Source organism: Labrys sp. 22185 (assembly GCF_052045555.1).
GTDB classification, from domain to species: Bacteria; Pseudomonadota; Alphaproteobacteria; order Rhizobiales; family Labraceae; genus Labrys; species Labrys neptuniae.
This window is the reverse complement of the sequence record NZ_JBQEPH010000001.1, coordinates 625,112-647,477: the sequence shown is the minus strand read 5'-3', so window position 1 is coordinate 647,477 and position 22,366 is coordinate 625,112. Positions and strand designations below refer to the sequence as shown.

General features: G+C 63.8%; 36 protein-coding genes. 13 read left to right on the top strand and 23 right to left on the bottom strand.

The genetic code is table 11. From position 1 onward, the window contains the following. Positions 1 to 9: 9 nt before the first annotated feature. The 11 genes from ACTJKX_RS03010 to ACTJKX_RS02960 all read right to left on the bottom strand — a co-directional run bounded on the left by ACTJKX_RS03010 (position 10) and on the right by ACTJKX_RS02960 (position 8,110). The gene (locus ACTJKX_RS03010) at positions 10 to 474 is read right to left on the bottom strand and encodes a phage tail tube protein (RefSeq protein WP_440724322.1); all 465 of its coding nucleotides are present in this window, start codon (positions 472 to 474) and stop codon (positions 10 to 12) included. Positions 475 to 522: 48 nt separating this feature from the next. Continuing rightward, positions 523 to 921, bottom strand: a complete 399-nt coding sequence (locus ACTJKX_RS03005; protein WP_440724321.1) for a DUF3168 domain-containing protein — start codon at positions 919 to 921, stop codon at positions 523 to 525. Next, positions 914 to 1,414: an HK97-gp10 family putative phage morphogenesis protein gene (locus ACTJKX_RS03000; RefSeq protein WP_440724320.1), complete on the bottom strand. Its 501-nt coding sequence runs from the start codon at positions 1,412 to 1,414 to the stop codon at positions 914 to 916. Before ACTJKX_RS03000 ends, ACTJKX_RS03005 begins: the two co-directional genes overlap by 8 nt. A 99-nt stretch (positions 1,415 to 1,513) precedes the next feature. Continuing rightward, on the bottom strand, positions 1,514 to 1,876 hold the full coding sequence (locus tag ACTJKX_RS02995) for a phage head completion protein (RefSeq protein WP_440724319.1): 363 nt from the start codon (positions 1,874 to 1,876) through the stop codon (positions 1,514 to 1,516). Beyond that, the gene (locus ACTJKX_RS02990; protein WP_440724318.1) at positions 1,876 to 2,454 is read right to left on the bottom strand and encodes a head-tail connector protein; all 579 of its coding nucleotides are present in this window, start codon (positions 2,452 to 2,454) and stop codon (positions 1,876 to 1,878) included. Before ACTJKX_RS02990 ends, ACTJKX_RS02995 begins: the two co-directional genes overlap by 1 nt. Positions 2,455 to 2,456: 2 nt before the next feature. Next, a complete protein-coding gene (locus ACTJKX_RS02985) occupies positions 2,457 to 2,642 on the bottom strand; it encodes a hypothetical protein (RefSeq protein ID WP_440724317.1) in 186 nt (61 codons plus the stop codon). A 63-nt stretch (positions 2,643 to 2,705) separates the two neighbouring features. Then, positions 2,706 to 4,127 carry a phage major capsid protein gene (locus ACTJKX_RS02980; protein ID WP_440724316.1) on the bottom strand — a complete coding sequence of 474 codons (1,422 nt, stop codon included), beginning with the start codon at positions 4,125 to 4,127 and terminating at the stop codon, positions 2,706 to 2,708. A gap of 24 nt (positions 4,128 to 4,151) precedes the next feature. Beyond that, positions 4,152 to 4,814: an HK97 family phage prohead protease gene (locus ACTJKX_RS02975; protein ID WP_440724315.1), complete on the bottom strand. Its 663-nt coding sequence runs from the start codon at positions 4,812 to 4,814 to the stop codon at positions 4,152 to 4,154. Beyond that, positions 4,811 to 6,052 carry a phage portal protein gene (locus tag ACTJKX_RS02970; RefSeq protein WP_440724314.1) on the bottom strand — a complete coding sequence of 414 codons (1,242 nt, stop codon included), beginning with the start codon at positions 6,050 to 6,052 and terminating at the stop codon, positions 4,811 to 4,813. Before ACTJKX_RS02970 ends, ACTJKX_RS02975 begins: the two co-directional genes overlap by 4 nt. Before the next feature lie 4 nt (positions 6,053 to 6,056). After that, the gene (locus tag ACTJKX_RS02965; RefSeq protein WP_440724313.1) at positions 6,057 to 7,745 is read right to left on the bottom strand and encodes a terminase large subunit; all 1,689 of its coding nucleotides are present in this window, start codon (positions 7,743 to 7,745) and stop codon (positions 6,057 to 6,059) included. Then, entirely contained in the window at positions 7,745 to 8,110 is a 366-nt protein-coding gene (locus ACTJKX_RS02960) for a hypothetical protein (RefSeq protein ID WP_440724312.1), read from the bottom strand. The genes ACTJKX_RS02965 and ACTJKX_RS02960 overlap by 1 nt, the downstream gene beginning before the upstream one ends. Before the next feature lie 270 nt (positions 8,111 to 8,380). Between ACTJKX_RS02960 and ACTJKX_RS02955 the strand changes: the two genes are divergently transcribed. Then, complete coding sequence (locus ACTJKX_RS02955; RefSeq protein ID WP_440724311.1) at positions 8,381 to 8,716, top strand: hypothetical protein; 336 nt, start codon at positions 8,381 to 8,383, stop codon at positions 8,714 to 8,716. Between the two features lie 6 nt (positions 8,717 to 8,722). On the opposite strand, the gene ACTJKX_RS02950 is transcribed toward ACTJKX_RS02955, so the two are convergent. The 11 genes from ACTJKX_RS02950 to ACTJKX_RS02900 all read right to left on the bottom strand — a co-directional run bounded on the left by ACTJKX_RS02950 (position 8,723) and on the right by ACTJKX_RS02900 (position 16,669). After that, a complete protein-coding gene (locus ACTJKX_RS02950) occupies positions 8,723 to 9,052 on the bottom strand; it encodes an HNH endonuclease (protein ID WP_440724310.1) in 330 nt (109 codons plus the stop codon). Between the two features lie 429 nt (positions 9,053 to 9,481). Then, positions 9,482 to 10,087: a transcription termination/antitermination protein NusG gene (gene nusG, locus ACTJKX_RS02945; protein ID WP_440724309.1), complete on the bottom strand. Its 606-nt coding sequence runs from the start codon at positions 10,085 to 10,087 to the stop codon at positions 9,482 to 9,484. After that, entirely contained in the window at positions 10,084 to 11,031 is a 948-nt protein-coding gene (locus ACTJKX_RS02940; RefSeq protein ID WP_440724308.1) for a helix-turn-helix domain-containing protein, read from the bottom strand. The genes nusG and ACTJKX_RS02940 overlap by 4 nt, the downstream gene beginning before the upstream one ends. Continuing rightward, complete coding sequence (locus tag ACTJKX_RS02935; protein ID WP_440724307.1) at positions 11,031 to 11,639, bottom strand: helix-turn-helix domain-containing protein; 609 nt, start codon at positions 11,637 to 11,639, stop codon at positions 11,031 to 11,033. Before ACTJKX_RS02935 ends, ACTJKX_RS02940 begins: the two co-directional genes overlap by 1 nt. Further along, on the bottom strand, positions 11,639 to 13,255 hold the full coding sequence (locus ACTJKX_RS02930; RefSeq protein ID WP_440724306.1) for a DNA cytosine methyltransferase: 1,617 nt from the start codon (positions 13,253 to 13,255) through the stop codon (positions 11,639 to 11,641). Before ACTJKX_RS02930 ends, ACTJKX_RS02935 begins: the two co-directional genes overlap by 1 nt. Continuing rightward, positions 13,255 to 13,524 (bottom strand): hypothetical protein, encoded by a 270-nt coding sequence (locus ACTJKX_RS02925; protein ID WP_440724305.1) that lies wholly within the window; start codon positions 13,522 to 13,524, stop codon positions 13,255 to 13,257. Before ACTJKX_RS02925 ends, ACTJKX_RS02930 begins: the two co-directional genes overlap by 1 nt. Next, positions 13,524 to 14,522, bottom strand: a complete 999-nt coding sequence (locus ACTJKX_RS02920; RefSeq protein WP_440724304.1) for a DNA-methyltransferase — start codon at positions 14,520 to 14,522, stop codon at positions 13,524 to 13,526. Before ACTJKX_RS02920 ends, ACTJKX_RS02925 begins: the two co-directional genes overlap by 1 nt. After that, positions 14,519 to 15,919 (bottom strand): helicase, encoded by a 1,401-nt coding sequence (locus tag ACTJKX_RS02915; RefSeq protein ID WP_440724303.1) that lies wholly within the window; start codon positions 15,917 to 15,919, stop codon positions 14,519 to 14,521. Before ACTJKX_RS02915 ends, ACTJKX_RS02920 begins: the two co-directional genes overlap by 4 nt. Beyond that, positions 15,916 to 16,059 carry a hypothetical protein gene (locus ACTJKX_RS02910; RefSeq protein ID WP_440724302.1) on the bottom strand — a complete coding sequence of 48 codons (144 nt, stop codon included), beginning with the start codon at positions 16,057 to 16,059 and terminating at the stop codon, positions 15,916 to 15,918. The genes ACTJKX_RS02915 and ACTJKX_RS02910 overlap by 4 nt, the downstream gene beginning before the upstream one ends. Further along, positions 16,056 to 16,190: a hypothetical protein gene (locus ACTJKX_RS02905; RefSeq protein ID WP_256366744.1), complete on the bottom strand. Its 135-nt coding sequence runs from the start codon at positions 16,188 to 16,190 to the stop codon at positions 16,056 to 16,058. The genes ACTJKX_RS02910 and ACTJKX_RS02905 overlap by 4 nt, the downstream gene beginning before the upstream one ends. Then, a complete protein-coding gene (locus ACTJKX_RS02900) occupies positions 16,187 to 16,669 on the bottom strand; it encodes a hypothetical protein (protein WP_440724301.1) in 483 nt (160 codons plus the stop codon). The genes ACTJKX_RS02905 and ACTJKX_RS02900 overlap by 4 nt, the downstream gene beginning before the upstream one ends. Positions 16,670 to 16,754: 85 nt before the next feature. Between ACTJKX_RS02900 and ACTJKX_RS02895 the strand changes: the two genes are divergently transcribed. The 10 genes from ACTJKX_RS02895 to ACTJKX_RS02850 all read left to right on the top strand — a co-directional run bounded on the left by ACTJKX_RS02895 (position 16,755) and on the right by ACTJKX_RS02850 (position 21,317). After that, positions 16,755 to 17,015, top strand: a complete 261-nt coding sequence (locus ACTJKX_RS02895) for a hypothetical protein (RefSeq protein WP_440724300.1) — start codon at positions 16,755 to 16,757, stop codon at positions 17,013 to 17,015. 144 nt (positions 17,016 to 17,159) lie between these two features. Next, complete coding sequence (locus tag ACTJKX_RS02890) at positions 17,160 to 18,002, top strand: S24 family peptidase (RefSeq protein WP_440724299.1); 843 nt, start codon at positions 17,160 to 17,162, stop codon at positions 18,000 to 18,002. Positions 18,003 to 18,103: 101 nt separating this feature from the next. After that, entirely contained in the window at positions 18,104 to 18,433 is a 330-nt protein-coding gene (locus ACTJKX_RS02885; protein WP_440724298.1) for a hypothetical protein, read from the top strand. 10 nt (positions 18,434 to 18,443) lie between these two features. Beyond that, positions 18,444 to 18,620: a hypothetical protein gene (locus ACTJKX_RS02880; protein WP_187829685.1), complete on the top strand. Its 177-nt coding sequence runs from the start codon at positions 18,444 to 18,446 to the stop codon at positions 18,618 to 18,620. Then, the gene (locus ACTJKX_RS02875; RefSeq protein WP_440724297.1) at positions 18,617 to 18,958 is read left to right on the top strand and encodes a hypothetical protein; all 342 of its coding nucleotides are present in this window, start codon (positions 18,617 to 18,619) and stop codon (positions 18,956 to 18,958) included. Before ACTJKX_RS02880 ends, ACTJKX_RS02875 begins: the two co-directional genes overlap by 4 nt. 6 nt (positions 18,959 to 18,964) lie before the next feature. Then, a complete protein-coding gene (locus tag ACTJKX_RS02870) occupies positions 18,965 to 19,210 on the top strand; it encodes a DUF2312 domain-containing protein (RefSeq protein ID WP_440724296.1) in 246 nt (81 codons plus the stop codon). A gap of 3 nt (positions 19,211 to 19,213) precedes the next feature. Next, positions 19,214 to 19,501, top strand: a complete 288-nt coding sequence (locus ACTJKX_RS02865; RefSeq protein ID WP_440724295.1) for a hypothetical protein — start codon at positions 19,214 to 19,216, stop codon at positions 19,499 to 19,501. Continuing rightward, positions 19,501 to 20,637: a DNA polymerase III subunit beta gene (gene dnaN, locus ACTJKX_RS02860; protein WP_440724294.1), complete on the top strand. Its 1,137-nt coding sequence runs from the start codon at positions 19,501 to 19,503 to the stop codon at positions 20,635 to 20,637. Before ACTJKX_RS02865 ends, dnaN begins: the two co-directional genes overlap by 1 nt. After that, positions 20,630 to 20,917, top strand: coding sequence for a hypothetical protein (locus ACTJKX_RS02855; RefSeq protein ID WP_440724293.1), 288 nt, complete (start codon positions 20,630 to 20,632; stop codon positions 20,915 to 20,917). Before dnaN ends, ACTJKX_RS02855 begins: the two co-directional genes overlap by 8 nt. Before the next feature lies 1 nt (position 20,918). Further along, positions 20,919 to 21,317, top strand: a complete 399-nt coding sequence (locus ACTJKX_RS02850; protein ID WP_440724292.1) for a hypothetical protein — start codon at positions 20,919 to 20,921, stop codon at positions 21,315 to 21,317. Between the two features lie 2 nt (positions 21,318 to 21,319). Here ACTJKX_RS02850 and ACTJKX_RS02845 read toward each other — a convergent pair whose 3' ends face one another. Next, entirely contained in the window at positions 21,320 to 21,565 is a 246-nt protein-coding gene (locus ACTJKX_RS02845) for a DUF982 domain-containing protein (protein WP_440724291.1), read from the bottom strand. Between the two features lie 65 nt (positions 21,566 to 21,630). Here ACTJKX_RS02845 and ACTJKX_RS02840 point away from each other — a divergent pair, with 65 nt between their 5' ends. Then, positions 21,631 to 21,987 (top strand): HNH endonuclease, encoded by a 357-nt coding sequence (locus ACTJKX_RS02840; RefSeq protein ID WP_440724290.1) that lies wholly within the window; start codon positions 21,631 to 21,633, stop codon positions 21,985 to 21,987. A gap of 1 nt (position 21,988) precedes the next feature. Further along, on the top strand, positions 21,989 to 22,249 hold the full coding sequence (locus tag ACTJKX_RS02835) for a pyocin activator PrtN family protein (RefSeq protein ID WP_440724289.1): 261 nt from the start codon (positions 21,989 to 21,991) through the stop codon (positions 22,247 to 22,249). Positions 22,250 to 22,366 lie beyond the last annotated feature (117 nt).

Below are 22,366 nucleotides of genomic sequence, written 5' to 3'. Positions count from 1 at the left end.
CACCAGCGATCAGGGGGCAATCTGGATGCTGCTCGGCACCAATTCACCGTTCCCTTGCAGGTCGATGGTGACCTGGAAGAGCTCGCCCCTCTGCGCCTGGAACTGCATTTTCACATGCGCACTGCCGGCGTACCGCTTGTCGGGGGTGCCCGCCCCCGTGCCAGCGCCGACGATTTCGAAGCGGATGTTGACGGGTGCCGAAGAGAAGGTGACTTTCTCATAAAGCTCCAAGCTTTCCTTCGCCAGCACACCCTGAAACTGCATCGACCACGACATCGTCGTGACCCCGGTCTCATCCCAGATGGCCGCATCGGGGTCATTGCAATCCGGCACGGCCGTCGAATTGGTCGACTTGTCGATGGTCAAGCTCGCCTGCGTGAACCCGCAGGGCGCGACAAATACCTCCGGCGTCGCGCCATCGCCAATCATGAGGCGGCCCTTGCCATAGGAGTACGTTTGGGGACGAGCCATCATGGCCTCCTTTGAAAAGCCGGCTCGGCCGGCGTTGCGAAGTGGATAGGATCAGCGCGCGCCGATCAGCGCGCGGAAGGTAATCACCGCGTGCGTGGTGACGCCGTCGGGATCAGCAAGATAATTGGTGCTGCGATGCTCGATCAGGTGGAAATACCAGGCCGGCCCTAGATCGAGCTCGGCGCCGTGGAGGCTGGAATGAACCTCGCTGGCGATCCGCTTCGCCTCGACCTGGCCAACAGCCCGCGACCAGACATGCAGGGTAATGAAGGCCTCGACACCGTCGATGCAATCGGCGCTGTCGTCGACTATCTGGACTTCGCCCAGGCCAATATAGGGGAAGGCGACGTCCTGTGGTGGCCGGTCATAGACCCGGTTGGCGACCGAGGGGCAATCGACCTTGAGGCGGTTGTAGACAACGCCCTGCAAGGCGAGGGAAGGATCAGCCATTCGCCCCCTCCTTTATGGCCTTGGACGCGGCGCGCGAGACGCGGGATTTCGCCCGCTTCCGCAGGGCGCGGTAGGCGGGATAGAAGAAGGGTTGCGCCGGCGTGCCCGGGTTTTGCGCTCCCTCGAACATCCCGCCCGCTTCATGCGGCGAAGTGCCGAACTCGACGAATGCCGCGTAATACGCATCCTTGTCGCCGGCATGGACTACGACGGTGAGATCGGGATCGCCGCCCTGCCCGCTGCCGACGCCGCGCACATTGGCATTGTCGGGCGTATGGCCCCCGAAGCTGTAACCGATGCTATTGGCGAGGGCTCCCGTCCGCTTCGGCGCCAGGCGTTTCTGCAGCGCGACGATCTCCTCTGCGCTTTGCTGCAGCGCCTTTCGCATCGCGGCCCGGGGCTTGCCCTGGATCGCCTGCAGCTTCTTCAGCAACCTGTCGCGGTTTTGCATGGCCATCGGCGAGAACTCCGGCCGCGCGAGCGGCGGCGGCATGGGCGTGAGGGATCAGAAGCGAGTGGCCGGCCTTGTAGGCGACGCAGGCGCGCGGGTTCGGCCGATAGTCGAAATCGGCGATGAAGACGACGCGAGGCATCAGATCGCCACTCCCATTTCGAGATCAAACTCGATCTCGGCATTGTCGGTGCGCGGCCGTGCCGCGCGGATCTGCGCGACCTGGCCCTTGTAGGGGCCGGCGACGAACACGGCGCGATCGGCCTCCGTGACCGCTGTCGTGACGCTGTCGCGCAGCACGGTGATGACGGCCCGCTGGCTGGCCTGCGGCCGCCCAGCCTCGACCGGCTCCGCCCCGAACCGCGGCGGCAGCAACAGCCCGCACCAGCGCGAGCCGAGGTCGAGAGGATCATCCCAGCCCTGCGTGACATTGCCGTACCCATCGTCATGCGCCGCCTGGCGCTCGAAACGGATGCGGTGATTTCTCTTGCCGGCGCCGAGCATCAGACCGTCCAGACGCGATAGGGCGAGAGGAGATTCGAGACGGCGAACGGCAGCTCGGTCTGGTCGTTCTTTCCGACAGCCTCACGCGCGACATACCATTGCCCAACGAGCAGCAGCACGGCCTGCCGGATCGGCGCCGGGATCTCCGAATAACCCGCCGTGAAGCGGACGCGCACGGTTTCCGGGCCATCGAGCGTGACCGGCCATGACTTTCCAGGGGCCGGGCGCAGCTCGGTATCGGCGAAACGGTAATCGGCCGGCGCGAGCGCCTGTTCGTTGCCGCTGTCGTCGAGATAGAGCACCGCCGTGACGGCCGAGACCGGACGCAATGGCAGGGACAGCCATGGCACCCGATAGCCGCCGAGACGCTGGCAGAAGCCGGCGAAGCGAGCTTCAAAACCCTGTTCGCGCACGGCCCGGCCGAGCCAGCCGTCGGGCGCATCGATCCAGACGAAAGCCGCCTCGATCAGCCCCGCGATATAGGCGTCATCCTCGGTGTGCTCGACGCGAAGATGCTTCTTCGCGTCGTCAACCGTGATGCCCGGCTCCACTGCCGGCGTCACGACGGAAAGCCGCATGATCAGGCTCCGGCCTTCTGGCCTTTGTTGGCGAGCGGCGCCTCGGCCTTGTTTTTCGGCGCGGGCTTGGCCTTGGACAGGACGCCGCTGCGGAGCAGATGCGCAACATCGGCCGGGTCGGCCTCGCGCTCATCTCCTGGCATGTAGAACTTGTCGCCCTGGTGTTGACGCTTGACTGTGAACTTCATGGCTTCCTCCTTCGGCTCATAGAGCGGGCGGCTTCAGCCGCCCGCCTTGATCAGCCGACCCGATCAGGGACCAGCAGGCGGAGCGACGTTGCCGAACACGAAGGACTCCGGCCGGTACACAGCCAGAGCCAGACGCTCCTCGGCGAGGATCGTCACCAAGTTCTTGATGAAGTCGTCATTGACGTAGCCGGTCTCCACGCGAGCATCCCAGCGATCGAAGAGCTGGGCACCGAGCTTGAATGCGCCGGTCAGGAACTTGCCGACGGTCATCGCCTGGGTCGTCACCACGGGCAGGCCCCACAGCGTCGGGGAGAGCGTCCCCTGCGGATTGCCGATGATGTAGCGCCCCTCGCCGTCCTTCGTGAGCTCGATGCTCGTCCAGTCGATGGGGTTCAGGACATGGCCGGTCGCGGGATATTCGGCCAGCACTGCCTGCAGCATGGCGATACGCAGGATATCGATGCTGGTCGGCGTGGCGGGCATCGTGGCCCCGCCCGGCACGGCGAATGCCGTCGCCTGCGGAATGATGCCGTTCAAGTTCTGGCCAGTGCCATCGCCATTGAGGAGCTGGTTTTCCTCGACGAAGCCAAGGCCATAGAACAGGCGCTGATCGATGATCGAGCGGATCTGGCTGATGTCGTCGAGCACCTGCTTCGACGCCTTCATCCAGTGCGCGATCACCTTGGCGCTGGTGGTGCTCAACGCGAACTTGATGTCCGATTCCGGCTTGGTCGCGCCTTCAGCGACCGGCGCCGCGCTGTTGGTGAAGCCGGTCTCCTTCACATACTCCAGCGTGTTGCCGTCCATGCGGCCGGGAGAGATCAGATCGCGCACGGTCAGGCGGCGCTGCGGCAGCGCGAGGATTCCCGGAAGCCGGGTCGGCTCGATCGCGGCGCCGACGGAGCCCGCAGCATTGCTGATCGCCGAGGTGAGGGTCGCCTTGATCCTCATGTCGGCGCCGCGGGCCTGCTTGGAGAAGCCGCTCTCCTGAAACGCCTTGAAACCATCGCTCTCGACGAACTGCTCGCCGATGGACTTCTCGGCATCGCTCCCGCCGAGATCGGCCGCATCGAGCTTCTGCTCCATCTGAGCGACACGCTCGGTCAAGCCGTTCATCTTGATGAGCGCCTCGTCGGCCTTCTCCTTGAGGGAGTTCGCCAGCGTTTCGCCCGTCTTGGCCTTGCCGATGGCCTCCTCGGCAATCGCCTTCACGGCATCGATCGCTTGCTTGTGCTCGGTCTTGATCTCGGCAGCGAGTTCGGCGACCGACTTCCCGCTGAGATCGGGCGCCTCGAAAAAGATGCGCGGGCCGTACCCGGATGCCAGGCGCGCAATGCTGCCGGCACCGATAGCGACCATGGGCAGAAGGCCAGCCCAGTGGGCAGGCTGGACGGCGCCAACGGATGCATATGCACCGGTCGACACGAAGATGCAGGCAGCAGCCGACATCGCCACCGCAAGCAGCGTGAGAATATTCCTATACATGAGATTGTCCTCTGATAAGGGAGATTAGCCGCGCAGAGCCCGAAGGAACGCGGCCGCATCGTTCGCCTTCTCGCCCTCGGACTCTCTCCGAATGGCCTTGGCATAGCCGACAGAGGCGATCTGTACGGCCATGCTCTTCGGGACGCCTGCCTCGCGCAGGATGTCCTCGAAATCCTTCACCGGCATGGGATCTCCATCCCGCAGACGGCGGGCGAATTCGTCCATGCGTTCCGATTTGATGCTCTCGATGCGCGCCCGGCGATTGGCCGGAAACGACACGGGCGAGATCTCGTAGAGATCGAGTTTCTTGAGGAGGCGCACATTGCCCTCCTGATCGGTGTCCTGTTCGCGGTATCCGATCGAGAGGCCGCCGATCGCCTTGGCTTTCATGAGAGCATGGACCTCGCGGGCCTTCTGCACGTCAAGGATCAGCCGCCCCTTGCCCCAAAGGCCCTTGGCATCCTCGGCAAGATCCTCCCAAACACCAATCGGCTGATCGGGATTGTGCTGCCAAAGCATCAGGACGCTCGACCCCTCGCGCTTATGGCGCGCCAGGCTCTCGACGAACGCGCCCGGCAGCACCTTCTCGCCATAGCTGTCGACGTTGCCGAAAATCGAGCCGTACCCCTCGAAGGTACCATCCTCGCCAAGATCCTTGACCTTCAGCGCGAAATCTTTGGTCTTCATTGGGCGGCCCCTTCTTCTCTTAAAGCCTGGCGCAGTGCTTCCCGGTCGATTTCCGCAATCGGAACGTTCTGCATCTGCATGCGCGGGACGTCGCCACCTTCGACAGCGGGAAGATTTTCGAGGGCGCGCACCTCGTTGATGGTCATGGCGCCGATCGCGGTCATTTGCTGGTAGAAGCGCGCCCGACCAGAGCTGTCACCCCGGAGAAGGCCCTCGATGTTGAATTCGATGCTGACCCCAGCCGCGCGATCATCCGGCGACAGAAGTTGCTGCATCAAGGCCGCCTCGATCCGGCGAAGCCGGCGCCGCAATGTGAATTTGACGAAGCCAAGCACCTGCTGCTCAAGCCCCGTTCCCCAACTGGTCGATTTCTCCGTATGTCCGACCATGAAGGGCGGCACGCCGAACCAGCGGCAGATATCCTCGACGCCGAAACCGCGAGACTGCAGCATCTGCGCATCTTCGGGATCGATAGCGAGAGACTGCCATTCCGAGCCGCCTTCCAGCACGAACGGCCGGCCTGCGTTGATGGCACCGGCAAATTTTTCTGCGAGCTTTTCCTCGACGACCGTGCGCTGCGGATCTGTCAGGAACTTCGCAAATTTCAGCACGCCGGAGGGGCGCAGGCCGTTCTTGAATGTAGAGGATGCCGCCCGATCGATTGCCAATGCCAGACCGAGGGACTGGCGTGCATAGGTCAGGGTCGATAAGCCGCCTTGCGGCGAGCCTCCGAAGCCGCGAATGTGCAGGATATCGGCACCAGCCGAAACGCCGCTCTTTCCGTCAAGCGACCAGCTATATTCGAGCTTGCCAGCGGAGGCTCTACGAACCGAGACGGCATCCGGTTGCATCGGCATGAGAGAGCTGACGGCGCCAGCCGATCGCATGATCCTGGCATAGGCATTCCCGCGCAGTTCGACACTCGCGCTCATGAACTCCCAAAAATCGAGCGCCGTTTGATAGGTATTCGGCGCGTCGTGCAGAACACGATAGAGAGGATGGTCCTTCGCAACTATCCGGTTACCGGCCGCATCCGTCCGATAGACGTTGAGAGGAAGAGACCCGATCGAACCTGCAAGTAAGTTGACGCAGGCCCAAACTGCCGACAGGCCGAGCGCCGATGCCGTGCCAACCCGTTCGCCCGAATAGGAGGAAGGCAGATCCCAAGTTTCTGGCTGCGTCAGCCGCGGCCGCTCGACAATATCATCCTTGCGGCGCAGCCAGTTGAGTAGCTTCACGGTGTCACCCCAAGCTCGCGATGAAACTGTCGATGTTCCCGCTGGAGGCTTCCGGATTGCGGGCCATCAGCGTAAATGCGTTGAACGTGGCGATCAGCGGGTCGATCTTGGCCTTGCCTGCCGTCTCTTTGGTTATGAGGACAGCATTACCCTTCTGCTCGACCTTCGCGTTCGCCACGCACCAGGTCATGAGATCCTGCCCGCAATGCCAAAGCGTGCCGTCCTTCAGCTTTCGCTCCATGCCCCACACGGCAGACGAAAGCCTGAAGCCCTGGCTGACGGCAACAACCGGGCCGCCATGCTCGGCTGTATGAACGCCGCGCGCAGCCAACGCGTCGACCATCGCCGCGACGCCGAACGGATCGAAGCCGACGCCGTTCGCTTCCGGTAGGAGCCCCGACTGATGCAGGCGCTCGATGACGTCAGCGACCTCGAGGATATCCTGCGTGGCATGCTCACAGAGCGTGAAGGTTCCCTCTTTTTCGAGATCCCGCAGCTTGGGAACGATTTCCTCGCGCAGATCATAGACCTCGCTATGTCCCCAGGCGTGGTTCCACAGCAGCCAGTCGCGCGTTTCACGATCGCGGCCGATGACAGCAAGGCCGAGGAGATCGTCGAGGCCTCCGCCGTCGATGCCCGCGACCACTACCTCGCTGCGGGCGAGTAGCTCGTCGAGTGTCAGGCCCTCGATCGCAGCGCCAAGCCAGTAATCGACACCACGCCAACGATCGCCGTGCTGGCCGATGCCGATCTCCACGTTGAAATGCTGCGAGGCCAGCAGAGCGAGCTTTTCGGCCCCTCCAGTCTTGGCCTTGGTCAGTTCGTCGCGGAGGAAGGCCTCATCAACCGACCGGTTGAGATTCGGATTGACCATCCCCCAGGTTTTCGGGTCCTGCCAGCCGCCATCCTTGGTGAGCCCCACCGGCAGCTCATAGAGCACCGGCAGCAACGGGAGATCGAGTTCACCGGCCCTGACCTGTCGGGCGATCGACAGCTCATCCTTGAACACGCCAGAAGGCGGGTCCTTCGACTGCGTCGTGATCTGCAGCATGAAGCCGTCAGGACGCGCCGCCAAGGAACCACGGATCTCGACGAAGATGTCGGCCGCCTTCGACTTCTTGGCGAACACATGCGTTTCGTCGATCAGGATGTAGGTCGCCTTCGAACCCGTGATGACGTCGGCATCGGCGGCCTTGATCGCGATCACCGCCAGCGAGATCCGATGCGTGATCGTGCGCTGATGGGTTTGAGGGTGGAAGATCTTCGACAGCTCCGGATCGAGCCGGATGATCCCGGAGGCCTGCTTGAAGGCGATTTCGGCGATCTTCTTCGTCGGCGCGATCAGCAGGAGTTCGGCTTCAGGCCTCCGATTCATGATCGCGGCCGTCACCATGAGCGCGGCCGCGATGCTGGATTTCCCGTTCTTCTTGGGGATCATCAAGAAGAATTCGCGGATCATCCGCCGCTGCGCGGCCTGGTCGTAGGAGCCGAACAGCGCCCGGACGAAATCAAAGACCCATTTGCCGCAGGCCTCGCCATAGGTCGGCGTGCCGATGATGTCGGGAACGCGCAGGCGCTTGAAGATGCGCAGCGCCTTCGCCGCCTGGTCTTCGAAGAGAGGAAGATCCGGGACGAGAGGCAGGCCGGCGACGATCCGATCTTCCCAGTCCGGGCAGGCCGTGCGCCATGCCATCAGTTCAGCCTGAGATCGTCACCCCAGCCGGTATCCTGGCCGGCCGTCTCGGCGTCGAGCGCAGCCTGCTCCTTCTTCCCGAGCTTGGGAGCCTTCTTCTTCTGCTCCGGTTGCGGATGGTAGAACTGATGCTGACCGAGCAGCAGATCGTTGCGCTCCATCAGCTTCCGGAATTCCTTCATGGCCGATACGCTGCCGCCCATGGCCTTGGTCCAGAGGCGATCCGCCAGCGTGCCATCGAGGCGGGCGCGGGCATCATCCCGAACCTTCAGCTCCCGAAAATAATTCTTGCGCAGCGTGGGCGCCGTGATGCCGAGAGCCTGGGCAATGCGCTCATTGCTCCAGCCCATAGCCAGTAACATCATGACTTTGCTACGGTTTTTCTGCGTGGCGATATGCTGCGGGCGGCCCCGCTTGCCCCAGTTGTCAGGAATGGGGTCGCCAAGCAGATCGAAATTCTCTGCCACGAGAAAAAAATCTCCAAATGAGAGGGACGGCGGTACGGGGCTTGGCGGCCTTCCAGACTTTCGATACCCCCCTGCCGTTGCGTCAGGGGTCGACCCCGATCGATCCGATTGACCGGTCGACCAGGCGCCTTTTATGAATTGAAGATTGAGGCCGGCTGGGGAGCCAACATGCAAACGTCGAACTTCTGGATTGTGATAGCTGTCGCCTCACCCCTCTCGGCATGCGGGTTATCGCATAAATCCGCTAGTCCAGAAGAGATCGCAGCCTACATGGAGTGGAACAATTGCACGCGGATGGCAGCGGCATCCCGAATACATGCCAAGGGAACCAACGAGAAGATCGCGGCCGAAGCCATTTCCTCTTGTGCCAAGCAGGAAGCCAAGTACCTTGCCGCTTCCAACACACCATCAAACTCAGACCTGCTCGCTCAGCTCAAGAAGATACGTCAAAGCGACTTGGCCGAAATTGTTAAAGACCTGAGAGCCGGTCGCCCTAACCGCTGACGAGTATCAGACCTGTCCTCTTGCCCTGGCCTTGCGTGCGGCTGCCGTCTTGGCCTGGTGGCAGGCGAAGCAGAGAAGCCGCACGTTGTTGCGGTCGAGATCGGCGCCGCCATCGCGACGCTCGTGGATGTGGTCACCGATGATCCGATTACCGGAGCGGCAGACCTGGCCGCTGGGCAGCACGGCCTCGCAGTATGGGCCACGCTCCCGCTTGATCGAGGCTACGAGGTCGCGCCACTCCTTCGTCAGGTAGAACCTGTCGGCGAGCTTGGGCGGCGTGGAGAGCAGCGGAGGCGGCGAGCGAAGCGAGGGCTTCAGAGCTGTAAGCTTGGCCATGGCCTTCCTTCTGGAGCCCGAGCAAACTCGGCGAACTCATGCTATTGTGCGGCGCTCTTCGTTGCATCGGTGGCGCAAATGTTACGTCCAAGCACCAAGGATATCGTGATCTACTCAGCGATCGTTACGATCGGAACGAACGTATGGGACTTGGTTTCGCAATGGGACCAACTCAAAGATCACATCCTGCGGCACGTGATAGAAACCACCGTTTCGTGCGCCGTTGGGCTCGGCATCGTACTTTTGCTATTGAACGTGATCGTCGGTCGACCAAGCCGGCAGAAGTAGCCATGCCCTATGACATGAAAAAGCCCGGCAGCTTGCGCTCCGGGCCATAAACATCCATCGGGGTGAAGCGGCTATCCCGTCACCTGGGGCCATAACACGCGGCATACGCACAGCGGTAGAGGGCTCGTCCTGTATCGAGGGCTAGCTTGCGGCCTTGAGTTTGTCAAGAGGCACTCGCTCGAAATACTCGCGTCCGAACAGCTCGATCGCCACAGTGACCTTGTCGCCCTCCTTCACGCTCTGTTTTTCCACAATCTTCCCCGGCAAGGTCCCGATGATCTGGACATGCTGGCCGGCGTTGAACACCGTTTCCCTGCCGATCAGTTGATCGAACAGACCAGCGTCAACGGCCATCATCAGATCCTCGATCTGCTCGGGCAGGAACACGGCCGGTGCGCCGTCGCTATAGAGGATCGCGTCAACATCCTCGACCTGCCTGATATCCCAACACGACAGCTTCCCGCTCATGCCGACGAAGAGATACCGCGGGAAGAGATCGCGCCAACTGCCGACCTTAACCTCTTCGGTAACACGGCCCTTGGGTGTCAGGACGCGGCGACGCTTCATGCGCTCCAGCCTGAACTGAGGGCGGAAGGTCGCGAAGCCTCGCCGCTGCAGCGCTGCCTCCACCATCGTTCGCCGCTTGGCATCGGGCTGATGATCCTCGCCATCCCGCAATGGGGCCAAGCCGCCACCGCCGACCGCGACATAGACGACATGCCAGTGGGTTACAGCCTGCCCGCTCATGCCGCATCCTCGGTGTTGCCGCGCTGCTTCGGCGGGAAAAGGCTGTCGAAATAGGCGCCGTGGGCCTTGTGCAGCGCCGAGAAGACCGAGAAGCGCCGCTCCGGGTCTTTCCCTTCGAACCGGCACCAGGCGAGCCAGGCATCGGTCTCTTTGCGGACGAAGAACTTCCCGCCTGTCCGCTCCGTCGGCTTCATCGTCGCCTGCCGGGCAACAGCCTCCCAACGCCGCTCCGTCAGGTAGGTCGCGATGCTCGGCCGCTTGCGCCGTTCGGCATCGATCGCCGCGAAGAAGGCTGGCGCATGCTTCACCGCCTGCTCGATCTCATCGGCAGACAAGGCCCCAAGCGCCAGGCGACCCCGCTGCAGGCTCTCGGTCGGGCCAGGGTTCGCGATCTTCACAATCTTTTGGAAAATCGTTTCGAGTGCGCGCGCTTCTTCTTCTTCCTTCCCTGATGGATCAAATTGACGGTTCAGTGATAACGGGGGGCTCACGGTGAGCCCCCTATGGGGTTCACACAGAGCCCCATCAGGCTCAGCCTGAGCCCCCTGATGGGGTTCACTGTGAACCCCATCAGCAATGTCCTCCTCGCTTTCGGAAGCGCCGATCTCATCCACGATGATGATCGAGCACGTTGTGCCAGAGATGGTCATCTCCGGCTCCGGCGGGCCCATCCAGGCGATATCCAGCGCATAGATGTTGGACTTCTGGCGCCTGCCCTCGCCCGCCCGCTCATGCTTCGTCATGGCGCCGAGCTTGACGAGATCGGCAAGGCGACGCTTCACCGTGGCCTCGGACAGGCCGGTATCGGCGCAGATCGTCGAGACGGACGGCCAGCACAGGCCGGCCGCATCGGCGAAGTTCGACAGGCTGATCAGCACCATCTTGGCGGCCGTATCGATGCCGCGCACCCTGCGGAGCGCCCAAGTGACATGCTCGATACCCATCAGGCCGCACCCTTCCTAGCCATGAGGCAGGCCTCATAGGCCGCGTCGACCCAGCACTCCAAGGGCGCTCCGTCTCCGATTGCTGCCTCGATCGCATCGATCATCGGCGCGAGCTTTCCCACATGATGAAGAACCGTGGTGTGGTCGCGCCCGTCGAGCCTCCGGCCGATCTCTGGCAGCGATTGCATGGTCAGATGATGTGCCAGAGCCATGACGACGGCGCGCGGCTCGACCACCTTCGTGAGACGGCGCCTCCCGAGAATGTCGGCCTGGCGCACGCCCCAGCGCATGGCGACCGCACGCAGGATATCCGCGATAAGAATGCGGGCCGGCGCGGCGCCGGGTTGCCGTACCGGGACCTCCCTATACTGCGAGACCGCATCAGGACCGGCCTCAAGCGCGGCCGGTGTGAGCGATTGCAAGCCCGCGATCAGCAGGAGCCGCTCCGGCGCGCGCAGCGACATCGGTCGAGCCAGCTTCGACACAACGGCAGACGGGCGGTCCGCATGAAGCTCGACAACCGCCTTACGGCCCGCCATCAAGCGAGCGCGGATGGCGCGATGATCGGTGATCTTGATCTCGGATGGATCAATGGCGAGCGCAGTCATTATTCCGCCGCCTCCTGTACAATGCGAAGATCGGCGCAATTGGCCGAGACAAGCGCCGCCGCGACGGGCGGGCAGACGGAATTGCCGCAACAGCGGACAACGATTTTTGCAGTGAAGGGCCGGCCGTCGGCATCGGCCTCGATCTGATAGCTGTCGGGGAAACCTTGAGCCCGGAACAGCTCCCGTCCCGAGAACATGCGCATGCCGATATCGGCGATCTCGTAGGCCTCGCCGGCAACCATCACGAGGCCGAAGCGATCCTCGGCCGTTGCCGTGTGCAGGGGAATGTTGACGGGCTGCCCGATCGCCGTTCGATAGTACTTGATCAGGAAGGCCCGCACCTCGGCCAGGTGCCCGCCGCCGGCACAGATGGTCGGCGTCGGCTTGTCCAGACTCTGGCCGCGCCGGTCGCTGCCATGGAGCGAGATCAGATGAGCAGCGGTGAGCGCCTGCGTGCATCCCTTCCCCACGATCGTGGAAAGTGGCGTCCGCACATCGTGGCCGACCATGCCGGTGTTGTGCTGGTTGAGGAAGGCGGCAACCAACGCCGTCTTGCCGCCACCACCCGCCATGATCGTCCCGACAGGCGCCGAGGCCGGGGAACCGACCGAAGCCCCGAACTGGCGCTGCAGGTGCACAGCGAGCATGGCGTTCTGGTCTTTGGTCGAGGCGCAGATGGTATGCATCGGCCTGGTGGCACTGCGATTGCCGCCGCCCTGCTGGGCATAGGAGACGATCGGGGTGACGAACCCGTCTGCCATTTCGACGACGTAGGCATTTTCGTCATTGATGGCATAGCGCCATGTCCCCTTGCCGATCCGCGCCATCGTGTCATCGGCCAGGGGCCGCTTGCAGCCGAGCTTCCTGGCTTCCTCCTTCGTCAGGAAGATCGATGGACACGGCCGCCACCAGTCGATGATCTCAGCCGCCGTTCGCCACGGCAGGAGCTTGCCGGCCTTCACCGGCAGGCTTTCCGGGTCGCCATGCGTCGGCTGCGGCCAAACGATCTTGCGGCCGTCACGCCTGGCGATCAGGAACAGGCGTTTCCGCGTCGTCGGCGTGCCGTAGTCGCAGGCTCGCAATTCGCGATGCTCGACCTTGTAGCCGAGCCGGCGAAGCTCGCCGGTCCAGCGCGCGAAGGTCTGCCCCTTGCGATCCGGGCACGGCCGGCCTTCGGCCGTAAGCGGCCCCCAGTCGCGGAATTCCTCGACGTTTTCGAGCATGATCACGCGCGGCCGGGCGCGCTTGGCCCAATGCACCACCACCCAGGCGAGATCCCGGATATTGCGCTTGAGCGGCTTGCCCCCCTTGGCCTTGGAATGGTGCTTGCAGTCGGGCGAGGCCCAGAGCAGGCCGACGCGGCGATGCCCGACATGGTCGAGCGGGTCGACCTGCCAGACATTGCGCTGCAGATGCAGCGTGCGCGGATGGTTCACCGCATGCATGCGGATGGCATCGGCATCATGGTTGACGGCGATGTCGGGCGAGCGGCCGAGCGCCATCTCGATGCCGAGCGACGCGCCGCCGCCGCCCGCGAACAGGTCGACGATCAGCTCGTCGGCGTCGAATTCCAGGGGCGCGGCCGTGCCGAGGCCGGAGAGGAGATCGACCAGCATCAGGCCGCCCTCCCCGTCTTCACGATCTGCGCCCGGCCCAGATCCGTGATCCGGATCCGGTTCGGCCCGGCGGGCTCGACCATGCCGAGCGTCATCAGGCGCGCCCAGGTCGCGCTGCCGATCGCCTCGACGAGCTGATCGCCGTAATAGGTGCCGACGATCTCGCCGGCTGCGAGCACGGTGCCGGTCTTCGTGAAGGCGCCCGAGCCGGTGCGATCGGCGAGGCCCTTGAGCGCATAGCGCTGCGTCTTGCTGAGAGAGACCGCCATCACGCGACCCTCTCGAACATGTCGGCCGGCGCCCTGACGACAGCCTCGGCGATGTTCTTCACGGCCTGACGGAAATAGCTGGGCTTCAGCTCGAAACCGATGCCGCGGCGGCCCATCTTCACCGCGCTGTAGACTTCGCTGCCGATGCCGAGGAACGGCGTCAGCACCACGTCGCCGGGGTTCGACCACAGATCGATGCAGCGCTCGATCACGTCGAGCTGCAGCGGCGAGATATGCTGTTCGTCCTTCTCGTCGCGGGCCGTGCGGTACTGCAGGGTGTTGGTCTGGTCGATATCCATCCAGACCGGCGAGGCGTAGCGCTGCCACACCCGAACCGATACCCATTGCTCGAACGGCCAGGGCTGGCCGCCATCGGCCCGCAACTCTGCCGAATGCCGGTCATAGGCCTCGCGCGAGATATCGAGATCCGTGCCGCTGAAGGTCTCGAACCCGCCCGAGATCGGCTCCGGATTGTCGCCGGGCTTGCGGAAGGAGACGATGTAGTCGGCTAGCCCCTGCCCGCTGATCGCGCTGTCCTTCACCACCTGCTTGTGCAGCAGGCGGATCGACTTCGTGCGCTGCTGGGCGATGACGGGATCTTTCCAGATGCAGACCTCGGAATGGAAGATCCAGCCGGCATCCTCATAGGCCCGGATGATCTCGCCCCGGAAATCCCGCATGCCGATGGCGCCGTGCCGGATCTTCGACATCGGCAGCTGCATGCAATGCACCGAATGCAGCCGGCCTGGCATCGTCACCCGATAGAGCTGCTGGATCAGGAAGGCATAGTGCTCCCAGAACGTCGCACCCTCGCTGTTGGAAAGGTCGCGGTCGAAATTCGAGAACTTGTAGAGCCCCTCGAAGGGCGGCGAATGCACGCCGAAATGCACGCTGTCGGCCGGGATCGCCCGGATCAGCTCGCACGAGTCGCCCTGGTAAATCGCATAGTCGGATGTAACGACCTGCTCGACGGCGCAAATGGATGCGGCCTGTTTCATGCTGCTGCTCCCAGCCAGGAAGGGAGCGCAACGGGCGTCGCCGGATTGTAGGCCGGCACGGCACGGGTCGTTCCCCTGATTTCGGTGGAGGAAAGGTCGGCCATGTGGCGGACCATGGCGGCGGCCATGCGCTCGGCATCGGCCTCCTTGCGGCGGAAATTGGCGACGACGGCCCCTTCGGTCTCCGCCGCGATGAAATGCGCCGTCACGGGCTTGTCCTGCCCGAAGCGCCAGAAGCGGCGCACGGCCTGGTAGATCTGCTCGTAGCTGTCATTCAGCCCCACGAAGCCGGTATCGGCGCAGTGCTGCCAGTTCATGCCGAAACCGGCGACGCCAGGCTTCGTCACCAGCACCCGGATCCGGCCCTCGCTGAAGTCGAGAAGCTTGCGCTCCTTCACCTCGTCGAGGTCGGAACCCTTGGTTTCGACCGCGCCGGGAATGGCCGCCGTCAGGGCGGCGCTCTCGGCATTGAGGTTGCACCACCACACGAAAGGCCGGTCGCGCGGCGTCAGCGAAGCCGCCAGGGCAACGCGATCGGCGACCGTTGCCCGGCGGGCGGCGAGCCGCTCCTGCAGGGTGTTCGCCTGCATGGGGAAGAGCGTCCCCATCTCCATGCACGGAGCCCAGGCCGCTGCGACAGTGTGCTGGATCTGCTCAAGGGGCGGCAGCCGATAACCGTCATCGGCATAGCCGAGGTCGGACGGCTTGCGTATCAGCACGGCCCAGGAGGCCATCCACTGCCAGAATGCGGCCTCGGCATGGCCCTTCAGGCGCCATTTCTGGGTGTCGCCGCCGTCATGCGTGAAGAAGGTCGCCAGCATGTCGGTGTAGGACATCACCCCCAGGAATTCGGCATGGTTGCCGAGTTCCATGAAATCGTTGGGAGCCGGTGTCGCCGTCGCCGCAAGCCGGAACGGGATCTGCGCGCAGGCCGCGATCAGCCGGTTGCGGAAATGCCCGTCGGTCGATTTGAGGATCGAGCTTTCGTCGAGGATCACCCCGCCGAAATGCGAGAAGTCGAAATGCTCGATCTTCTGGTAGTTGGTGATCGACGTCCCGGCCGTGACCTCCGCCTGCGAGCGGACATGGCGACCGCCAAGCCCGAATTTCCGGCCCTCGCGCACCATCTGGGCCGTGACGGCCAGGGGCGCGAGATGGAGCACATCCCGTCCGGTGAACCGGTGCACGGCATCGGCCCAGGCCAGTTCCATCAGGCTCTTGCCGAGGCCCGTGCCGGCGAACAGCGCGGCTCGGCCGCGGCGAAGCAGCCAGCGCGTGATGTCCCGCTGGAAGGCGAACATCACGGCGGGAAGCTCGGCCGGGTCGGCGATGCCGGTCGCCGGATCGCGGACGCGCTTGGCCTCGAGGAAGCGGTGATAGCCTGCGAGGTCGTTCATTGGCGCCCCCGCCAGGCTTCCCAGCAGCCGTAGAGAATGGCGGCGAGGGGCGCGGCGATGATCAGCGCCAGTATCAGGGCGGTGAACACGAGAAAACCGCAGGCGACGAGCCAGAGCAGGAAAAGCAGCGTTGCGATCATGACCGCCTCCGCTTGCGCAGGGCGCGATTGACAGCGCCCTCTGCGGCCCAGACGACGGCGCAGGCCAGGGTGAAGGCGATCGGCAGCGCGAAGGGCAGCACGATGAGGAAGATCTGATCGCCTTCCCTCATGCCGCACCGCCTGCCACCACGGAGAGGCGGCGCTTGGCGACGGTCAGCTCGCGTTCCAGCGTGGCGATATTGGCAAGGCCGCCCTTCGCCTCCCCGGGCGTCACCTTGCCGTCGGCAAGCGCGTCGCTCATGCCGGCCGTGACCTTGCTGGCGGCGCCGGCCACGCTGACGAGATCGCCGACGAAGTCGCGTGATCCCGGCTCGTCGCCGCCCTCCTCGGCGATCGGCGTGAGCCGGTGGCCGGTCAAGCCCGCCATCATCCGCGTGAAGGCCGGCTGTTGGCAGTTGAATTCCAGCACGCCGACAGCCCAGGCCGGGATCACGTCGGGATAGGCGTCGCCCTGCCAGCGGCTGATCTGGCCATCGGAGGCGCCGGTAAGGCTCTTCACCGTGGCCGCCCCGCCGCAGGCCAATACGAGGGCCCGGGTGGCGGCCTTGATCATGGCCATCAGGCCATCAGGCAAAGCGATAGTGGTCACGAAAAACACTCCTGTGTTTTTTCGGTGCGAAAACAGGTGGCTGATGAGAAAAGCTGAGGCGTCAGATCAACGGAGGCGCCCGGACATGGCGAAGGCGAAACAGACGCGGATCGAACGGAATTTCTTCCGCATGTTCGATGCCGCCATGGCGAGGATCGAGGAGAGCCGGCATCAGGCGGCCCTCTCGGAAACGGAAAGAGCCGCCGAGGCGGAGGCGGACGCCTCGGCGGCAGCCCGGCCCTGTGTGTCAACGACAGGGGTCGGGGAGAAAGGTCGGGAGACGCTGTCGGGCCAAGGAACGCCCTCAGGCCAATTATCCGCGAACCACAACATCGCGCGCTCATAGCGGCCGGTTGTGAGATCGCTGCCTGCGCGCAGTCGATCGATGATCTTGCCATCTCCGAACACAAGCGTTGCCACTCGCGAACCACTCAGCCCGCGAGCGCTTGCATAGGCGTCCGAAACACACAGTATGGATTGGATCAGCGTCATGGACGCGAATATGCGATATGTTTACCGCACCGTCAACGGTAAACTTACCGATGAGCATCCGCAGGAAATGCGGTTACAATACCGCATCATGCTAGATACGCTCGCTGACCGCATTCGACATCGCCTTGACCGACTTGGCAAAACTGCCAGGGCCGCCTCCCTTGAGGCGGGGCTTAGCGATGCGTTTATCCGCAATATCCTTACGCACAAGTCGACCAATCCGCGAAGCGATACCATCGGCCAGATAGCAGCGGTGCTAAAGACCACCGTGCCATGGCTTCAACACGGGGAAGGCCCAGAGGAACTCGACCAAGAGGAAGCGACGACGATTGGCGTTCCCATGATGGGGTATATTGGCGCCGGCGCAGAAATCTTGCCAGATTTCGAGCAAGTCCCTCCTGAAGGCCTCTACACCGTCGATCTCCCGTTTGCGGTCCCTCCCGGCCTTATTGGCTTTGAAATCAAGGGAGATTCCATGCTCCCGCGATACGATGAGGGCGACGTCATTCTTGTCTATGCGCAGCAGCAAAGAGCCGCCGACAACTTTCTAGGCGAGGAGGTTGCGGTACGCACTGGCGACGAGCGGCGGTATCTCAAGCGCCTCATGCGCGGGCAACTCCCCGGCCATTTCAATCTTGAAAGCTGGAACGCCCGAACGATCGAGAATGTGCGCCTGCATTGGATTGGAGAAATCTACCTGACGGTTAGATCGGGACAGCTTCGCCGCATCGCACAGCGGGAACGTGCCAATGCAACCAGGCAAAGGAACATTCGCGCTGCCGAAACCAGGGGTATGGATGAGCTACCGCTTGACGTCGCATCTAAGCGAAAACCCATGTAAGGTATTTTTATCTCATTCCTTGTTGACGCGGTAAGTTTATCGCGGTATTTAAACTCCATCGCAACCGGCGATACCGCCCTCCCATGCGATGGAGAACCCCAATGCCTGCAGTTGCTACCGGCGCCGCCGTGCGCCCTGCCTCCCGCACCCTCGACGCCAAGCGCGCCACCCATGACGGCTATATCTGGCCCCGCGCCCGCCACCACATGACCGACGGCATCGCCATCCGCGACCGGATGGCCGAGGATGCCCGCGCCTTTGAAGAACTGCGCGGCGATTTCGAAGGCATCAGCGAGCGCTATTTCTGGTCGAAGGGCTGGACCCCCGAGCAGGTCGAGGAACACGGCGCCGCCGTGATCGAGGAAGTCACCTCCGCCCCCATCAGCCGTACCAGCCCGCTCTTTCCCAGCGAGCGCTCCCGCGCGGCCTGAGCCCAGGCCGATGCACCAGACGGCCTATGAGATCGCGCTCTATGTCGTGCTCAAAGGCAGCGACGACATGGAGCGCCTGCGCAGCACCCTGCGCCGCGCCACCTTCACCAGCGACGAGATCGAGCGCCACCTCCCGGCCGCCCTCGCCGCTGCCCCTTCCCTCAAGGCGAGGATGAACCGGCCATGACATTCAAAGGCCCCGCGCCCTCGCCCGAGGAAATCGAGCGCTTCTTCTCTGCGCTTAGGGACCCGAAGCCCATCTATGACGAACTCACCAAGCGCGGCATCGTCTTTACCGTCTTGGAAGGCGGCCAGGTCGTCGCAGGCCAGGATCTATCCTGGCTCTATGAGTGCGACTGTGATGGCGATGATCCGAGCGATCGGGCCATCACCTCGTATTTCCACTTCGAAGAGGCCGCCGCCCGCCTGAACCGCGGCGAAGCCCTCGAAGCCCTCATTCACATCGAACGCGCCATCCCGGCCCTCGACGGGCTGCACGATGCCGTTCGCAAGCTCCAAAGGTAACCGACCATGCCCGGTATCGTTTCCGTCGCCCCCGACCAGCTGAAATCCATCATCGAGCGCATCGAGCGCCTCGAGGAAGACAAGAAGGCCATCGCCGACGACATCAAGGAAGTCTATGGCGAGGCCAAGGCCACCGGTTTCGACCCCGGCATCCTTCGCAAGATCGTTAGCCTGCGCAAGAAGCCAGCCGCGGAGCGCTCCGAGGAAGACGCCATTCTCGAACTCTACCTCCAAGCCCTCGGCATGGAGTGATCGATGACGCGCCTTGTCGAGTTTTTCCGGACCGAAGACGGCGAGCCCTGGGGCTTGTTCGTCTACGGCCATGTCGACCCGGCCTCCGTTGCCAACGAGCTTCAGCAGACTTTCCAGCAGCATCGAGACCTCGGCGAGGTCGACGAGGAATGGGACGGCTGGGCCGTCGATCCCGGCGAGATCCGCCAATACTGGATGTACCAGAGGGAAGACGCCCCCGAAGACGCCTCTTTCTATTGGTGCGAAGCCGGCATGGCCGGCGCCATCTCCGTCACAGGAATTCGCTTCTAATGCCAGCCACCATCACCATGGAGCGGGGAAGCCTTTGGGCTGCCCTGCAGGCGGTCTCACGCATCATCGACCGCAAGAACACCATCCCGATCCTCGGCAACGTGCTGATCGTCGCCGACATCGGATCCGTCACGATCACCTCGACCAATCTCGACATGCGGATCGAGGCGACCGTGCCGGCCGATGGCGATGCCTTCGCGCTGACGGTGCCGGCCGGCGCCATCAGCGATATCGTGCGTAAGTTCGACGACGGCGCGCAGGTCAGCATGACGGCCGAGGATACCCGCGTCATCGTCCGCTCCGGCCGCAGCCGCTTCACCCTGCTCACCCTGCCGGCGCTCGACTATCCCTCCATGCAGCCGCAGGAGTGGCGCCGCGAATTCTCAATGCCGGCCGCCGCGCTTCAGCAGCTGCTGACGACCGTCGATTTCGCGATCTCGACCGAGGAAACGCGCTACTACCTCAACGGCATCTATCTCCACGCCGTAGACGATGCCGGCACCGCCGTGCTGCGCGCCGTGGCGACCGACGGGCATCGCCTGGCGCGCGATCAGGTCGAGGCTCCGGCCGATGCCGTCGGCATGCCGGGCATCATCGTCCCCACCGGCTTCGTCGCCGAGGCCTCCAGATTCCTGTCGTCGCTGAAGACGGCCGGCGACGTGAGGCTCGAAATCGCCGAGACGATGATCCGGCTTTCGGCCGCCAATACCGTCCTGCAATCCAAGCTGGTTGACGGCACGTTTCCCGATTATGCCCGCGTCATCCCTCGCGACAACGGCCTGACGCTCGCGGCGGCGCGCGCCGAACTGGCGGCCGCCGTCGATCGGGTCTCCGCCATCGGCTCCGCCGCGAAGAGCCGCGAGATCGAACTGGCGCTGGAGGCGGACAAGGTGAACCTCTCGTGCCGCTCGATCGATGTCGGCGACGGCGGCGACGAGCTGGATGCGACCTTCGACGGCGCCGAGCCGATGAGGATCTACGTCAATTCCCGCTACCTGCTCGACATCCTGGCCCATTGCCCCGGCGACCAGGTGCTGATGCGCGTCAGCGATCCGATGTCCCCCTTCCTGTTCGAACCCTCGGCCGGCGCCGCCGCGCAGTTCGTGCTCATGCCGATGAGGAAGACCAATGGCTAGCAACTACATCGTCCAGGCGGTCGGCTCGACCGTCATGCTCACCGTCACGGCGCCCGGGCCGGCCTGGCCGCCACGGTATGAGCAGTTCTACCTCTCCGTCGCCCAAGCGCGCAACATCGCGGCCGACATGATCGAGGCCGCCGATAAGGCAGACGCCAACCCTGATCGCGCCGCCACCCTGCGCAGCGAAATTACCCGCCTTGTCGACGAACTCAACAGCCTCGAAGGCTCCGGCAGCAAGACATGCGTCGTGGGCATCGATTTCGGCAAGGAGCCCTGACATGTCTGACATCACCGTCACCGCGCGCGCCCTGGTCGAGATCCTCGAAGCCGCTGATCGCGAGAACGGCGAGCCTATGGCCAGCACCCTGCCGCTCGCGCCCGGCTTGGAACCGGACTGGAAACTGCCCGTTCCGATCCGCCTCCTCCGCGAGTTGCAGGTCGCCCTGCGCAATGGCGGCCAGGGGCCGCGCTGGCGTCACCTCAAGCGAGGATCGATCTGTGTCGAGATCGGCAACGGCACCGTGCAGGCGGCCCGCCCCCTGATCGAGGGCGATCGCGTCAAGGTCTACCGCGAAGAGGCCGACGGACGGATCTGGGTTCGCCACTTCCTCGAATTCACCGACGGCCGTTTCGAGCGGCTGCCGGCCGATGCTTCGCTGCCGGAGGCGGCGCCATGACCTCATTGCATCACATACATGCCGGCCTCGTCGCAGGCCTCGACAAAGGCCGCGCGAGCCATCTCAGCAGGTATTTCTCCCTCAAGCGCATCCAGGCAGGCCTGACGCGCGGCGAAGTAGGCTTCGCCCTCGTCGACAGGCCAGTTCATCAGCAGGACGCGCGCCGCCTCCTGCGTCGTCGCCACAATGCGGAATTGGCCGATGCCGGTCTCGAACCTCACCGGGCTGCTGAAGGGTTTGGGGTCCATGGCACACCTCCGGCGCTCAAACTGCGCTGGGGCTTGGCGGTTCCGGCGATCGGCGGGAGGGCGAAATGACCTCCCGCCGCGACCGCATCCGCGAGAAGATCCTCGCCCGTACGGTCGAGGCACCGCCGCCGCCAGGGCTCGGCCTCACCACGTCCTGCAGACTCTGGACGGGGCCGACTTCCGGCGACAGCGGTCGCGGCGCCGGCTATGGCCGCATGAGCCTAGACGGCGGAACCGTCGCGCCGCATATCGCCTACTTCGTCGTGGAACACGGGCCGATCCCGCCGCGCAAGCAACTCGACCATCTCTGCCGGCGACGCCTCTGCGTCATCCATACCGAGATGGTGACACACAAGCTCAACCAGAAACGCCGCGACGCCGCCCGTCGCGCAATTACCTGCGATCCTGCGGAGGCCGCCTAAGATGAACACTGCATTTCTTCTGCTGGCCCAATACGATGGCCTTGCCGTGATCCCGGCCGAGCGAGTGTGCCGGGATTACTTCTCCCACCTGACGCCCGACAAGTTCCTACGGAAGGTCAGCGCAGGCGAGATCAAGATCCCTCTCGTCCGGATCGAGGCAAGCCAGAAGTCCGCAAAGGGTGTTCACCTGCAGGATTTGGCCGATTATCTCGATGCCAGACGCAAGGCAGCGCAGCGCGAGGCTGATCAACTTCACCGATAATTCCGGGACAACAAAAGTTCAACATCGAAGCCGAGGCGCCGCTAACTAGCTGGCGCCTTTCTCTTTTTCGCTTCAGTCGGTCAAATCCATCATCGGGGCGATGGAAAAGTCTCTGTC

Coding starts and splice junctions, on each gene's coding strand:
- ACTJKX_RS03010 (WP_440724322.1), bottom strand. CDS start 474: ATGATGGCTCGTCCCCAAACGTACTCCTATGGCAAGGGCCGCCTCATG.
- ACTJKX_RS03005 (WP_440724321.1), bottom strand. CDS start 921: ATGGCTGATCCTTCCCTCGCCTTGCAGGGCGTTGTCTACAACCGCCTC.
- ACTJKX_RS03000 (WP_440724320.1), bottom strand. CDS start 1,414: ATGCCGCCGCCGCTCGCGCGGCCGGAGTTCTCGCCGATGGCCATGCAA.
- ACTJKX_RS02995 (WP_440724319.1), bottom strand. CDS start 1,876: ATGCTCGGCGCCGGCAAGAGAAATCACCGCATCCGTTTCGAGCGCCAG.
- ACTJKX_RS02990 (WP_440724318.1), bottom strand. CDS start 2,454: ATGCGGCTTTCCGTCGTGACGCCGGCAGTGGAGCCGGGCATCACGGTT.
- ACTJKX_RS02985 (WP_440724317.1), bottom strand. CDS start 2,642: ATGAAGTTCACAGTCAAGCGTCAACACCAGGGCGACAAGTTCTACATG.
- ACTJKX_RS02980 (WP_440724316.1), bottom strand. CDS start 4,127: ATGTATAGGAATATTCTCACGCTGCTTGCGGTGGCGATGTCGGCTGCT.
- ACTJKX_RS02975 (WP_440724315.1), bottom strand. CDS start 4,814: ATGAAGACCAAAGATTTCGCGCTGAAGGTCAAGGATCTTGGCGAGGAT.
- ACTJKX_RS02965 (WP_440724313.1), bottom strand. CDS start 7,745: ATGGCATGGCGCACGGCCTGCCCGGACTGGGAAGATCGGATCGTCGCC.
- ACTJKX_RS02960 (WP_440724312.1), bottom strand. CDS start 8,110: ATGATGTTACTGGCTATGGGCTGGAGCAATGAGCGCATTGCCCAGGCT.
- ACTJKX_RS02955 (WP_440724311.1), top strand. CDS start 8,381: ATGCAAACGTCGAACTTCTGGATTGTGATAGCTGTCGCCTCACCCCTC.
- ACTJKX_RS02950 (WP_440724310.1), bottom strand. CDS start 9,052: ATGGCCAAGCTTACAGCTCTGAAGCCCTCGCTTCGCTCGCCGCCTCCG.
- nusG (WP_440724309.1), bottom strand. CDS start 10,087: ATGAGCGGGCAGGCTGTAACCCACTGGCATGTCGTCTATGTCGCGGTC.
- ACTJKX_RS02940 (WP_440724308.1), bottom strand. CDS start 11,031: ATGGGTATCGAGCATGTCACTTGGGCGCTCCGCAGGGTGCGCGGCATC.
- ACTJKX_RS02935 (WP_440724307.1), bottom strand. CDS start 11,639: ATGACTGCGCTCGCCATTGATCCATCCGAGATCAAGATCACCGATCAT.
- ACTJKX_RS02930 (WP_440724306.1), bottom strand. CDS start 13,255: ATGCTGGTCGATCTCCTCTCCGGCCTCGGCACGGCCGCGCCCCTGGAA.
- ACTJKX_RS02925 (WP_440724305.1), bottom strand. CDS start 13,524: ATGGCGGTCTCTCTCAGCAAGACGCAGCGCTATGCGCTCAAGGGCCTC.
- ACTJKX_RS02920 (WP_440724304.1), bottom strand. CDS start 14,522: ATGAAACAGGCCGCATCCATTTGCGCCGTCGAGCAGGTCGTTACATCC.
- ACTJKX_RS02915 (WP_440724303.1), bottom strand. CDS start 15,919: ATGAACGACCTCGCAGGCTATCACCGCTTCCTCGAGGCCAAGCGCGTC.
- ACTJKX_RS02910 (WP_440724302.1), bottom strand. CDS start 16,059: ATGATCGCAACGCTGCTTTTCCTGCTCTGGCTCGTCGCCTGCGGTTTT.
- ACTJKX_RS02905 (WP_256366744.1), bottom strand. CDS start 16,190: ATGAGGGAAGGCGATCAGATCTTCCTCATCGTGCTGCCCTTCGCGCTG.
- ACTJKX_RS02895 (WP_440724300.1), top strand. CDS start 16,755: ATGGCGAAGGCGAAACAGACGCGGATCGAACGGAATTTCTTCCGCATG.
- ACTJKX_RS02890 (WP_440724299.1), top strand. CDS start 17,160: ATGGACGCGAATATGCGATATGTTTACCGCACCGTCAACGGTAAACTT.
- ACTJKX_RS02885 (WP_440724298.1), top strand. CDS start 18,104: ATGCCTGCAGTTGCTACCGGCGCCGCCGTGCGCCCTGCCTCCCGCACC.
- ACTJKX_RS02880 (WP_187829685.1), top strand. CDS start 18,444: ATGCACCAGACGGCCTATGAGATCGCGCTCTATGTCGTGCTCAAAGGC.
- ACTJKX_RS02875 (WP_440724297.1), top strand. CDS start 18,617: ATGACATTCAAAGGCCCCGCGCCCTCGCCCGAGGAAATCGAGCGCTTC.
- ACTJKX_RS02870 (WP_440724296.1), top strand. CDS start 18,965: ATGCCCGGTATCGTTTCCGTCGCCCCCGACCAGCTGAAATCCATCATC.
- ACTJKX_RS02865 (WP_440724295.1), top strand. CDS start 19,214: ATGACGCGCCTTGTCGAGTTTTTCCGGACCGAAGACGGCGAGCCCTGG.
- dnaN (WP_440724294.1), top strand. CDS start 19,501: ATGCCAGCCACCATCACCATGGAGCGGGGAAGCCTTTGGGCTGCCCTG.
- ACTJKX_RS02855 (WP_440724293.1), top strand. CDS start 20,630: ATGGCTAGCAACTACATCGTCCAGGCGGTCGGCTCGACCGTCATGCTC.
- ACTJKX_RS02850 (WP_440724292.1), top strand. CDS start 20,919: ATGTCTGACATCACCGTCACCGCGCGCGCCCTGGTCGAGATCCTCGAA.
- ACTJKX_RS02845 (WP_440724291.1), bottom strand. CDS start 21,565: ATGGACCCCAAACCCTTCAGCAGCCCGGTGAGGTTCGAGACCGGCATC.
- ACTJKX_RS02840 (WP_440724290.1), top strand. CDS start 21,631: ATGACCTCCCGCCGCGACCGCATCCGCGAGAAGATCCTCGCCCGTACG.
- ACTJKX_RS02835 (WP_440724289.1), top strand. CDS start 21,989: ATGAACACTGCATTTCTTCTGCTGGCCCAATACGATGGCCTTGCCGTG.